This window comes from Marivirga aurantiaca, assembly GCF_016679925.1.
GTDB classification, from domain to species: Bacteria; Bacteroidota; Bacteroidia; order Cytophagales; family Cyclobacteriaceae; genus Marivirga; species Marivirga aurantiaca.
In genome coordinates, this window is record NZ_JAEQBW010000009.1 from 93,179 (window position 1) to 106,112 (window position 12,934).

Consider the following 12,934-nt stretch of genomic DNA (forward strand, 5'->3'; position numbering starts at 1 on the left):
TTCTGCTTTTATGATAATTTTAGCATTTCTTTAATCGGTTCTTTATGCAGAGGAAAATAGAATATTAAAGTACCTGATGTGAGAATTCCTGGTTTACATGTTGGGAAAGAATTAATTCCTGTAGTGTATGCTCTAAAAGGTTTTCATGGCCAATTTCTATGGTACCTAATCGGGAACATATATGGGAGATACTTACTGTCTTCACTTCTCCTCTGTCCATAACCAAATCATTGCCACGATCACCTGATCCACCATACTTGTGGAATTCTCTGATGCTTTCAATGGTATAATCTTTGTTTTCTGCCAGCCACATCTTGAACCACTTTTTCCTGTCGGCAATAGCTTCCTTAGTGTAAAGCTGTGCAGAAGCCCATATATGAGGTTGAGAGGAATCAAATTTTTTCAGATACTTTTCTACTCCATCCCATTTGAACTCTAATATTTTCAATTCAGGATCATGAAAAAATACCACCATGGTGAAAGGTTCAATATCCGTGAAATCAAAGTTTTTGAAAAATTCGTCAGGTTTTATACATTCAATGGCTTCCAATAGTACCAAGCCTCTGCTCATTCTATAAGGAGGCTTATATTCATGGGGCTTATTAGCACCATTTAGCAGACAAGCACTTATACCATTATCAGTAGTAGCAATCCACGAACCACCGGCTAAAGGGTCCTTTGGGAAAATAATGTTTTTACTCTCCAAATGATGGTATGCAGGAAATGTTACATGCCCCCTCACAGGACTCTCATCCCTGTTCGTGGTAATAATGAACTGCTCATTTTTAAGAGGTAAATAAGTTAGTGTGCACATATCCTGTTTAGAAAGAGATAGAATACTACGAAATAATGGGCGTTTTAAAAACTGTTTCTCTAAATAGTATAATAAAAATGGAGCGGGTCTGGATAAATGAATGAATATTCTAGATAGTGTTCTATTTTTTCTCCATTGATAAACCGTTGGAGGAGGCTTGATGGTTCGTTTTCAAAAATAGGAGGCTCAAAGCCCAGTTCTTGTGCATTTCGGAGGAAAACCTCTTTCCTGCTTGGGTGAAGGGGAGCCACTGCATTAAATAGCTCTCCAAATATATTTCTATGAACTAGCTGTTGAATAATTCCTACAGCATCATCTCTGTGAATATAATTTACTTTTTGTTGTGCGTTATTTACCTTTTTACCGGAAAAATACTTACCCGGCACTCGGTCATACCCTAACAATCCCCCCATTCGGATAATGGTCAGTCTTTTTCCAAACTCATTTCTCAAAAGATTCTCAACCTGCCATAAGGCTTTTGCTCTATCGGAGGTTTCATCAACGGGTTCTTCCTCTGTAATTTCCTTGTCCCTATCAGGATATACTGAAGTAGCACTAATGTATATTATTTTAAGGTTCTCTGGAATAAAGGAAATGATGGATTGGATACATGCTAAATGAAAGTCTGGTCCTTTTGATCTGGTTTGGGGTGGGATATTAATCACCAAAAAATCAGTATCGAAAAAATCAGATTCATAATTTTGTAAAGGGAGTGTTATTTGATAAGGGATGATTTTTTTGTGTGATAAGAGATCGGTTTTGGAATTAGAAGTTGAACTTCCTTTCACAATGAAACCATCTTTTACAAATGCTTCTGCCAAAGGAAGTCCCAACCATCCACAACCTAAAATGCTGATTTTATTCATATTTTAGGTCAATAATTAAATTAATCATTTTTCTTTTTTGGAATAGAATTGAAAACATAATCCCAGAAAGGTGAAGAAACACCAAAATATTTATCGGGATGTTTGTAATGATGAACACTGTGATAAATCCAGAGCCATCTCAGAAAGTTTTTAGGTGGCTGGTAAGCATGAATAGCATAATGTACAAAGGCATAAAGCACATACCCCATTAAAAAGCCGGGTACAAAAGCAAATGCATATTTTTGCATGATTAACCACAACACTCCAAAAATAACAGAACCTATTATAATGGCTCCTGCAGGTGGCATCACTATTCTATCTTTATCTTTTGGATATTCATGATGCACCCCATGAAATGTATATTGAATTGCCCTTTTCCATTTTTTATCATCCTTCATGTGGAATACATAGCGATGGATAAAGTATTCACCTAATGTCCAACTGAAGAACCCTGTAATGAATAAAAGTACAAATGTGCTCATAGCAAACTGTATCTCGGCTACAGCCCAATAGCTCAAAAACAAGGAGATAGCTGTTAAAATACTCAAGGGTATAGAAAAGTGGCTTCTGGTAAGTTTTTCCAGAATAGGATTCTTAAATAATTGCTTGGTACCTGTCGAATTTACTTGTTGATCTTGTATTGTTTCCATTACATTTAAAAGTATCTAAATTCACTGAATTAGTTTTAATGAACGATGAAACAAAACTAATTGTTGGATATGCTGATAAAATTAATCATGATTGATATCAGTACTTTTGGTATCTGGTTGAAATTCATGTGGTTCGTTATTAATTATTTTCTCATAAAACCTTTCGTATAAGGGCAATATGTTAGTGATATCGAATTGCTTTGCACGAGCCAATGCAGCATCCTTAAATGACTTAATATTCTCGTCCTTCAGAATGAACAAGGCTTTCTCGGTCATTTCTGCAATATCACCTACATTACATGTAAAGCCTGTTTTACCATTGATGTTCAGTTCCGGCAATCCACCTACATTGGTGGAAATTACAGGAACTTCACATGCCATTGCTTCAAGGGCTGCCAGTCCGAAACTTTCTTTTTCGGAAGGCATAAGGAATAAATCACTTACTGATAAAACCTCCTCAACGGCTTCCAGCTTTCCAAGAAACCGGATATCATCACAAGCCCCCAATTCCCTGCAAAGTTTTTCCATTTTAATTCTTTCAGGCCCATCGCCAACCAATAATAATTTGGCAGGAATCTGTTTTCTCACATTATCGAAAACATAAATCACATCTTCCACTCTTTTCACTTTCCTGAAGTTGGAAGTATGCGTAAGGAGCTTTTCTCCATTAGGGCAAATGGCCGTTTTAAAATGATCTTTCTTTTGTTTTTTGAACCTGTCAAGGTCAATGAAATTAGGAATGACTTCAATATGCTGGTATATATCGAAATGTTCTAAAGTGTCTTTTTTTAGATCCTCGGAAACTGCAGTTACACCATCTGATTTGTTGATGCTGAATGTGACAACAGGTTCGTATGAGGGATCTTTTCCCACCAAAGTTATATCAGTACCATGCAAAGTGGTAATTACAGGAATATTGATATTGGTCTCTTTGAGTATTTGTTTGGCCATAAATGCTGCAGAAGCATGGGGTATGGCATAATGCACATGCAAGAGATCAAGTGATTCGTGTTTCACCACATCAACCATTTTACTGGCTAACGCCAATTCATAGGGGGGATATTCAAAAAGCGGATAAGACCTTAAGTCGACTTCATGGTAAAACAAATTTTCATTAAAAAAATCTAATCGTGTAGGTTGGGAATAAGTGATGAAATGTATTTTGTGGCCATTTTTGGCCAGGGCCTTGCCTAATTCAGTGGCTACAACCCCGCTTCCTCCAAATGTTGGATAGCATACTATGCCTATTTTCATTTAAGTGATATTTTATTTTCTCGGACCTAAAGATAGTCGATCTAAATCTATTAGATAAATTAAATTGTAAAACGGCTAAATGATACATGATGTTTTTTTATTTTTGAAATACCAGTAAATGATCTTTAAAGAAAGAATTTAGGCTTTTCGGGAAAAGAAATATCCAGCTTACTCAACTCATTAGTAACTTCATCATTATCATTAAAACTCAATTGACATATTCAATTTGTTGCTCTTCGTATTTAAAAATAGATTCATATATGGTATCCATAATCCTGGTGCGTATGTTGCCGTCAATGAGCTTTCTGTTTTCAGCATCCGGATATACACGGTTAGAAAGGAATATGTAAACAAGTCCAAATTCCGGATCAGCCCAGGCAGCGGTACCTGTAAACCCGGTATGTCCAAAAGCCAGAGGGGATGCATATCTGGAGGTAGGTGAGGGACCTTTTTCCTCTACAGGCTTGTCCCATCCCAATCCGCGCCTGTTGTCGCTATATTGTTTTTTGGTGAAATAGGGAACGGTTCCTTTTGCAAAATACCTGCTTCCTCCGTAAGCACCATCCCACAAGTTCATTTGCATTAAAACAGCAAGATCCATCGCATTGCTGAACAATCCCGCATGGCCAGCCACCCCGCCCATCATGGCGGCTCCCTGATCATGTACCCATCCTTTTATTAAATCATTCCTGAAAAGCCTGTCATTTTCGGTAGGAGCTATCCTTTCAGCTGAAAAATTACAGAGTGGCAAAAAACCCAACGTATTTAATCCTAATGGCTGATAAAGATTTTCAGATAAAAATTCCTCATAAGGCAGGTTGAGTATCCGCTCGCATATTTTTTGCATGATGTAATAGCCCATGTCAGAATAGCGATATTCATAGTTTTTCTGCCATTTGGGCTTGCTTAGTAGTTCCGACTCTATTACCCACTGCCAGATAGAATCTGACAGCATAGTGTGTCCATAAAGGCCTGAAGCCAATTGATGCGGATATAAGCTGCCCGCCTGAGTATTGTAATGAGGGGATTTTGTGCCAAAGAAGTCGCTGGTTCTCATCCAAAAGGGGATATAAGGAAGCAACCCTGCCTGATGGGTTAGTATATCCCTTAAAGTCATATTTTTTTTATTGCTCTTCTTTAATTCCGGTAGATAATTATAAATTTTTTTGTCCAAATCCAATATTCCCCTGTCATAAAGAAACATAATACTTTGAAGAGTGGCCGCCACTTTGGTGATTGATGCTAAGTCGTATATGGTTTCGCTGTCTACCGGAACCTCTCTGTCATAAGCCAAATAACCATAGTTCTTGTCAAAGATTATTTGACCATCTTTGGCCACAATCACCTGGCAACCGGGAGTTGCCTTGGTATCGATGGCTTCTTGTGCAATCATATCAATTCCTGATAAAATAGAGGCATCCATACCTACTTCTTCAGGCTTACTAAAGCCAAAGCGGTTCAAGGTAGTGGTTTGTATGCCAGTGCCCACAGGAATTTTTTTAGAGATGCTTACAGGTAATTTGCCTTTTGCCGGCTTTGCCCCAAACAATATCTGGGGAGCCAATTGTTGGGTTTCAGGCGTATCTTCGTACATCAACAAGATATGGTCGAAGTTTGATATATAACTCAAGCTGTAGGCATTTCCAAAAACTGATAATACTACATTGGTTTCTTCTGCCAGTTTTTGCAGGAAAAGCAAGTCATCATCCCTAAGCCCAAACCTTTTAGAAGCATAATTGGCCATATCATGAATCCCTACAACCACTGTTTCATATTTCGACAGTTGATTCATTAGCCGGGTAAGTACGGCCGGATCATCTTCTTTTTTGTTGAGTTGGTAATGGCTAAAAGGAGCATATTTGCTTAGATATTGTTGAAATAGGCTATTCTCTTCGCCTCTTAATGACAGAGAGGCAAAGTTGGTAGTGTCTAGCAAATGGATCGGCACAAAGTTGTTTTTACTTTTAACCAGTGTAGCTGCATCCGCATAAAGTTTGGTTAATAAACTTTCTGCTGAGGGATCATGAAGCTTCTTATGGAGGTCCTTTGAATCCAATTCTTTGAAACCCTTATCTAAACCTAATTTATATTTGGCTATCAATATTTTCTTTACACTCTCCTCTAATCTTTCTTCACTTATTTGTTTTTTTTGAATGGCTTTTCTGATTTTTCCGACAGCGTTGGGTACATTCATTGGAAACAACAGTACATCATTTCCGGCCTGAAAAGCCAATAAATCAGTCTCTCCCGGTTCGTAGAAATCGCTAACACCTTTCATATTCAGTGCATCGGTAAAAATCAAACCATCAAAACCTAATTCATTTTTCAGTAAATCGGTAACTACCGCTGATGATAATGTGGTGGCTTTATTGGGAGTGTCATCATAAGCAGGCACATGAAGGTGGGCCACCATTATGCTGCTTAAGCCGTTGTCAATTAGTTGTTTAAAAGGATAAAGTTCCAGATTGTTTATCCTTTCCTTAGAATGATTGATTACAGGCAGGGTAAGGTGGGAATCAGACCCGGTGTCTCCATGGCCGGGGAAATGCTTGGCATTGGCAAAAACACCATGATCCTCCAAGCCATTCATATAGGCGATTCCTTTTTTGGCTACATTTTCTTTATCCTCTCCAAAAGAGCGAAAGCCTATCACAGGATTCTTAATGTTGTTATTTACATCTACCACAGGGGCGAAATTCACATGCACACCTACTACCTTGGCTTGGCGGGCTATTTCTGCTCCCATCTGATAAATCAGACTGTCATTTTGAATAGCACCCAAAGTCATCTGCTTCGGGAAATTCATGGTGCTGTCTAGCCTCATGCCTAAACCCCATTCCGCATCCATACCTATCCAAAGTGGAAGTTTGGACTTTGCTTGTAGTTTATTGGTCATTTCAATTTCCCTTCCCGGACCTCCCTGAAAAAATATCAGGCCTCCTATATGGTATTTTTCTATGAGTAGGGATAAATTCTCTACATGCTCTTCTCCCTTATTGGAATAAGCGGCCACCATAAATAATTGTCCAATTTTTTCATCTAGTGTCATAGATTCATAAATATTGTCTACCCATTTTTTTTGATTGGGGTCATGAATAGTGGGACGCTCCTGTGAGAAGACAACAGGTGGAAGATTAAAAAGTAGTAATAGGAAAAGATAAACTTTTTTGAACATGCTGTAGTTTTGAATTTATGATAAAAGCGAAATTAACATTAAGTTTGTTTTTTGGGAAATAAGCTATTCGTTACTTCTGGAAATAATAAAATTTGATTATTTTCTGTTTTAACTTGTACACAAGTAGCAAGCTAACGAAAAGAACAAATAATTCGTTTGTTATGTAAGCTTAAAGATTAAAATAAAGAATCATGAAATAGCCATAAACCGAAGCAAACCAACCGAGCATGAATATTAGGTGTAAAAATGGCGGTTATTGAGTTTGCAGGTTGCTGAGCTATTTCATATCGCTAAGGCGGTACAAGTTGTGACCATTAACAATAAACTTATACACATGAAAATTCCATCTATATTCAGACTGCCAAGACATCAAAGATTTGAAATAAAGCCAAGATACTATGATCCTGTGAAAGAGGACATAGACAAGAGGACAAGCAGAATCAGACAAGAAATGAAGTATGAAGCTTCCGGAAATCGCACGGAAAGCATAAGAGAGGCATATTCTGCCGGCCGGAAGGCGAACAAGTCCGCTGATTTATTTCAGATTCTGATGGTAGGAATTATTTCAGTGGCTTTAGGAGGTTATATATTTTACGGTGCCAACGTCTATTTCGCTTTACTGTTATTGATACCATTGTATATTTTTTTAAGAAGAAAAAAACGCTAAATATTTTTCATGCCTAATATTATTCAATTATTACCTGATGCAATAGCCAACCAAATTGCAGCGGGAGAGGTAGTGCAGCGACCTGCTTCTGTTGTGAAGGAATTAATGGAAAATGCTATTGATGCAGGTGCCAAAAATATTAAATTAGTTGTGAAAGATGCCGGCAAGCAGCTCATTCAGGTAGTGGATGACGGGTCGGGAATGAACGAAACAGATGCACGCATGTGCTTTGAACGGCATGCTACTTCCAAAATAAGAAAATCAGAAGATCTTTTCACCCTTAAAACCATGGGATTTCGTGGAGAGGCCATGGCTTCTATAGCGGCAGTTTCGCAGGTGGAACTGAAAACCAAAACGGAAGCGGCTGAATTGGGCACATTGATCCAGATTGAGGCCTCTGAAGTGAAAAATCAAACACATGTAGCTTCAACCAACGGATCAAGTATTTCCGTTAAAAACCTCTTTTACAATGTTCCGGCCAGAAGGAATTTCCTGAAATCCAACCCTGTAGAACTAAGGCACATCATTGAAGAGTTTCAAAGAATTGCTTTATCCTATCCTGCAATAGCTTTTAGTTTTCACCAAAACGATTTGGATGTTTATCAGTTGACACCCGGAAAGTTGAGCCATAGAATAGTGGGGCTGTTTGGTAAAAATTATCAGGAGCAATTGGTGCCATGCGATGAAAGTACCGATCAATTAAAAATATACGGCTATATAGGGAAACCGGAATTTGCCAAGAAAACGCGTGGAGAGCAATTTTTCTTCGTGAATAACCGCTTTATCAGAAGCGGTTACCTACATCATGCGGTCATTAATGCTTATGAAGGATTGCTGGCAAGGGAATCCCACCCTTTTTATGTGCTTTTTATAGAAATTGACCCTCAAAAAATTGATGTGAATGTGCATCCTACCAAAACTGAAATTAAATTTGATGATGAGCGTACCATTTATGGTATTATGAGTGCTTCGGTGAAGCAGGCAATTGGAACACATAATGTGGCTCCTGCTTTAGATTTTGAAAGTGATGTCAACTTCAGCTTTACGAAACCCAGGCAGGCAGAATTAGGTAGTTTCTCTACCAAAAGTTCTAATTATCAGAAATTTAAATCAGGTGATGAAAATGATGAATGGAATAAAATCCTGAATAATTTTCAGGAGCTAAGTCAGAAAATCACTGAAAAAGAGCAAACGGAAGAAGCAGGTTTCCAAAGAGGAACGCCAGCTCAGGAATCGGTTACTTTTGGGAGTTCAATCAATGATCCGGATGATCAGCAAATCCCGGCTAAATCATTTTCCAATGAATTGACGGATGCCAAAAGAAGTGTTTTTCAGATTCATCATAAATATATTGCTACTCAGGTGAAGTCTGGTTTGATGCTTGTGGATCAACAAGCCGCCCATGAACGCATATTGTTTGAGAAATTTTCGCAACATTTGCATCAGCAAAATGGAAGTTCGCAGCAGTTTTTGTTTCCTGAGCAAATTAAATTGTCACCGGCAGATTATGCATTGGTCATAGGAATGGAAGAGGAATTGAAAGCTTTAGGGTTTGTTATCTCCTCCTTTGGAAAAGAAACAATAGTGATTAATGGAGCACCTACTGAACTGAATGATTCTTCTGTAAAAGCTATTTTTGAGGGACTTATTGATCAGTTCAAACACAATAAAAATGTTCTCACTGTTTCAAAATCAGAGAATATTTCACGCTCATTGGCCAAACGCTCTGCCATCAGGTCAGGGCAAAAACTTAATGCTGAAGAAATGAATTCGCTGATTGATAAATTATTTGCTTGCGAGAATCCAAATTATACGCCATCAGGCAATTCAACTTTTATTATTTTTGATCTTGATAAGATCGCAAGCTTCTTTAACCGATAAAATTTATGTTCGCCAGACTGACTCCTGTTGTCAAATATTTATTACTGATTAATATCGCATTATTATTAATCCCATCTGTGCTTAATTTAGAGTTGTCCGGCATTTTCGGCTTGCACTATATTTTTGCAGAAAACTTTAAACCATTCCAGTTTATCACCTACATGTTTTTTCATGGTGGCTTTGGCCATTTACTGGGGAATATGTTTGCCCTTTTTATTTTCGGCCCTATGTTAGAAAGGTTTTGGGGAGCAAAACGTTTTTTTATATTTTATATGATCACTGGTGTTGGGGCAGGCATGCTTTATGGAGTGGTTAATTTTGTAGAGATGCAGCAATTGGAAAGTGCTGCCCAGGATTACATTGAAAACCCCAATTATGAAGCTTTCAATGCTTTTATCAGAGATAATGCCAGCTATGCCTACCGGCAGTGGTATGATTTTATAGATGCCTATGGGGAGAATCAAGGGAGCAGGGAGTATATCAATGCAAGTGTTCAGCGCGTAAAGGAAGTAGTGCGTTTTCAGGGGAATATTCCAATGATTGGTGCTTCGGGTGCTATATTCGGGATTCTATTTGCTTTCGGCTTTTTATTCCCCAACACTGAACTCTTTTTATTATTTCCACCTATCCCTATCAAAGCTAAATACCTTGTAACCTTCTATGCTATATACGAGTTATATGCAGGCATACAGCGGACTCCGGGAGATAATGTGGCGCACTGGGCACATTTGGGCGGTATGTTAATTGCTTTCATCCTTTTAAAGATATGGCAGGACAATAGGAGAAAATTTTATTAAGTATCATGGCAGGAATTTTTGATGAATTAAGACAGAATTTTAGAAGACCCAATAATGCTTTAAATCAGCTCATTATTATCAATGCAGTTGTTTTTGTGGGGCTTGGAATACTTGGAGTGATAAGTGCATTTACCGATTCTCAAAATATATATGCTATTGTTGATGCACAATTCACCATTCCTCCTGACATGGAAAGGTTTATATACCGACCATGGACATTGATTACCTACGCCTTTTCACATGCAGGTTTTTTACATATTCTCTTTAATATGTTGGCACTTTATTGGTTTGGAATGCTTATTTCCCAATACCTTGGAAGTGCTAAATTAGTTAACTTATATATTTTGGGAGCTCTGGCTGGTGCGGTAATTTTTATACTGGCTTATAACCTGATCCCTTTTCTTGCTGAAAGAGGATCTAATGGAATGGTGGGTGCTTCTGCCGCTGTGTTTGCAATAGCCACTGCAGCAGCTACATTGCTGCCCGATTATCGTTTTCATTTGATTTTTATCGGTCCGGTGAAAATTAAATATATAGTGGCAGTTTATATTTTAATGTCCATTCTTGGTTCAGCCGGGGCAAATGCCGGTGGAAATATAGCTCACTTGGGTGGTGCAGGAATTGGTTTTCTGTATGTACGAGGCTTACAGGCAGGTACGGATTTTGGCTTATGGATTCAAAAATTCCTCGAAGGAATTACCAATCTTTTTAAATCCAAACCTAAGATTAGGGTAACTCACAGAAGTAATAAGAGCTCCGCAACCAAAAGCAGTTCTACTCAGAAGCAGTCAAAATCATCTAAAGTTGAACAAGAGGAAATTGATTTGATTTTGGATAAAATTTCCGAAAAAGGGTATGAAAGTTTGAGCAGGGAAGAAAAGCAGAAACTATTCAATGCCAGCAAGAAGTAATTACGAATTAGGCTTCTCATGATAATTGACTTTGCATAGAAATTCTTCTTTATGGCTTCTAGAAAGCATTTTATTAAAATTCTTTAGGAATAAAAACCTCAAAAAATAGGTCTTTCGTTGAAAAGTGGGGTTTGTTATTTTGTTTCTCGTATTTCGTTTCCAAATTTTATTTTACTTTCTTTTTTCTTGACAAAAAAGAAACAAAAAGTCAAGACAAAAAGATGCTTCTATGCTACAATTCCGCAATTCCGCGCGCTCCCCGCCTTTTTGTCCTCCTACCCGCCCTCTCCGAGCAAAACTTGTCCCGGTAAGTCGGGATTTTATTTGGTTTAGAGATTTCGAAGTATTTATCAAGAGTACCCGAATTAAGAATTGTAAATTGAAGATTAAGCCAATTGATGTATCTTCATATTTGTAAATGTTTTTAATTCGTAATTAACCAATTTATGATTAAATCTGGCCAATTACATACATTTTTTCCATGGTAGGATTTTCGCTTCCTCCTCTTGGTTCCAGGGTAACGGCAAAAGCTGAAGCTTTATCCACGCTTTTCATTTTGAGCAATGAAGTCATGTCACCACCCACATCAAATACTCCCATATCCACCGGTTTGCCTTCTACAATAGCCCATAATTGGTATTGTTGTGCTACTTCATTGGCAGGCATTTTCTTGGCATTTAAATACACTTCATTGGTATTTTTATTCCAATGAACCATCGCCTGAGCATCAGGAGACAACTCCAACCCCTCAAGTGGTACATTTTCAATGCCGGGCTGGCGTAAAATTTCCATATTGCTGGCGTATTGATCTGACTGGTTCTTTACTATATTATACTGCTGTGCCAGGGTTTCATTCTGGGCATATAAAGCGGATAGCCTTTGTTCAGATTCTACCCATTGCCCACGATAATAAAAGGTGAGAACAATTCCCAGTATCGCAATAATGCTTGCGGCAGCAGTGAGGTAAGGATAAAAAGATTGGGTATTACCGTCATTGCGGACTTCTTCAGTGAAATTATTATTTTCCGGATTTTGCTTTAAGTCAATTCCTAAATCATAAAATAAGTCTTTTTTTAATGAACCGGGAGGTGCTACGCTTCCAGCTTGCCCCATCGCAAACAAAGTTTCTTCTGTTTCATCAATTGCCTGGCGAATTTCCGGATGTTTCTCGGCTAATATTTGCACTTCTTTCCTTTCCTGCTCCGTAAGCTGGTCCAAAACATAGGCTTCTATGATGCCTGACGATATGTAATTCTCGATATTCACAATAATAATGCCCTTAGTTCACGCATGGCTGTTCTTGCCCTTGTTTTTACAGTTCCCAAAGGAATACTGAATTCTTCGGCAATTTCAGTTTGTGTGTAGCCTTTAAAATACATTTGATCAATAATAAACCTCAATTCCTCCGGAAGCTGATCCAGTACTTTTTCAAGTCCAATGCCATCAGTGTAAAGAGTATGAGAGTTGGAATGATCAATTGCATGTACGTTGTCTGAAACTAAATCGGTTTTAAAGGTTTTTTTTATTTCCTTAGATCGGATTTTATCTATGGATGCATTACGGCTAATATTCACCAGCCAGGTATAAAGGCGGCCTTTTCCGGCATCATAAGCAGAAAAATTATTCCAGACCTTCATAAATATATCATTAAGCACTTCCTGAGCTACAGATTCGGATTTTACTATCCGGATTATTACACCATACAACGCGCTACTGTAGTTATCATATAAATATTCCAGTGCTGCGGGCTTTTTGGCCTGTAGCTCTTTTATTAATACTTCTTCTGATATTTTTATAGCGGTGCTAATGATTTTTGGTTGTTTCTTCAAGGGTAAATAAAATGATATAAATTCAAATAAAAAAAGCTGTTGAGAGATTTCAATATAATATCCTTTCCCAACAGCTTTTTGTTCAAATTT

The 12,934-nt window shown here is 37.9% G+C and carries 11 protein-coding genes; 4 read left to right on the forward strand and 7 right to left on the reverse strand.

From position 1 onward, the window contains the following. Nucleotides 1-64: 64 nt before the first annotated feature. The 5 genes from JKA74_RS16405 to JKA74_RS16425 form a co-directional block, all read right to left on the reverse strand. Nucleotides 65-814 carry an NRDE family protein gene (locus JKA74_RS16405; protein ID WP_201432313.1) on the reverse strand — a complete coding sequence of 250 codons (750 nt, stop codon included), beginning with the start codon at nt 812-814 and terminating at the stop codon, nt 65-67. Between the two features lie 59 nt (nt 815-873). After that, on the reverse strand, nt 874-1,680 hold the full coding sequence (locus JKA74_RS16410) for a Rossmann-fold NAD(P)-binding domain-containing protein (RefSeq protein ID WP_201432314.1): 807 nt from the start codon (nt 1,678-1,680) through the stop codon (nt 874-876). 20 nt (nt 1,681-1,700) lie between these two features. Next, complete coding sequence (locus JKA74_RS16415) at nt 1,701-2,330, reverse strand: sterol desaturase family protein (RefSeq protein ID WP_201432315.1); 630 nt, start codon at nt 2,328-2,330, stop codon at nt 1,701-1,703. A gap of 81 nt (nt 2,331-2,411) precedes the next feature. Further along, complete coding sequence (gene bshA, locus JKA74_RS16420) at nt 2,412-3,584, reverse strand: N-acetyl-alpha-D-glucosaminyl L-malate synthase BshA (RefSeq protein WP_201432316.1); 1,173 nt, start codon at nt 3,582-3,584, stop codon at nt 2,412-2,414. Nucleotides 3,585-3,792: 208 nt separating this feature from the next. Then, nucleotides 3,793-6,759, reverse strand: coding sequence for a glycoside hydrolase family 3 N-terminal domain-containing protein (locus JKA74_RS16425; RefSeq protein WP_201432317.1), 2,967 nt, complete (start codon nt 6,757-6,759; stop codon nt 3,793-3,795). A gap of 334 nt (nt 6,760-7,093) precedes the next feature. Here JKA74_RS16425 and JKA74_RS16430 point away from each other — a divergent pair, with 334 nt between their 5' ends. Genes JKA74_RS16430 through JKA74_RS16445 form a run of 4 tightly spaced genes read left to right on the forward strand, consistent with a single transcriptional unit; the run spans nt 7,094 to nt 11,015 of the window. After that, nucleotides 7,094-7,426: a hypothetical protein gene (locus JKA74_RS16430; RefSeq protein ID WP_201432318.1), complete on the forward strand. Its 333-nt coding sequence runs from the start codon at nt 7,094-7,096 to the stop codon at nt 7,424-7,426. 9 nt (nt 7,427-7,435) lie between these two features. Beyond that, entirely contained in the window at nt 7,436-9,307 is a 1,872-nt protein-coding gene (gene mutL, locus JKA74_RS16435; RefSeq protein ID WP_201432319.1) for a DNA mismatch repair endonuclease MutL, read from the forward strand. Between the two features lie 5 nt (nt 9,308-9,312). Then, complete coding sequence (locus JKA74_RS16440; RefSeq protein ID WP_201432320.1) at nt 9,313-10,104, forward strand: rhomboid family intramembrane serine protease; 792 nt, start codon at nt 9,313-9,315, stop codon at nt 10,102-10,104. A gap of 5 nt (nt 10,105-10,109) precedes the next feature. Then, the gene (locus tag JKA74_RS16445; protein WP_201432322.1) at nt 10,110-11,015 is read left to right on the forward strand and encodes a rhomboid family intramembrane serine protease; all 906 of its coding nucleotides are present in this window, start codon (nt 10,110-10,112) and stop codon (nt 11,013-11,015) included. Between the two features lie 450 nt (nt 11,016-11,465). Here JKA74_RS16445 and JKA74_RS16450 read toward each other — a convergent pair whose 3' ends face one another. Both JKA74_RS16450 and JKA74_RS16455 read right to left on the reverse strand, forming a co-directional pair. Further along, on the reverse strand, nt 11,466-12,281 hold the full coding sequence (locus tag JKA74_RS16450; protein ID WP_201432323.1) for an anti-sigma factor: 816 nt from the start codon (nt 12,279-12,281) through the stop codon (nt 11,466-11,468). Further along, complete coding sequence (locus JKA74_RS16455) at nt 12,278-12,844, reverse strand: RNA polymerase sigma factor (protein WP_236587866.1); 567 nt, start codon at nt 12,842-12,844, stop codon at nt 12,278-12,280. Before JKA74_RS16455 ends, JKA74_RS16450 begins: the two co-directional genes overlap by 4 nt. Nucleotides 12,845-12,934 lie beyond the last annotated feature (90 nt).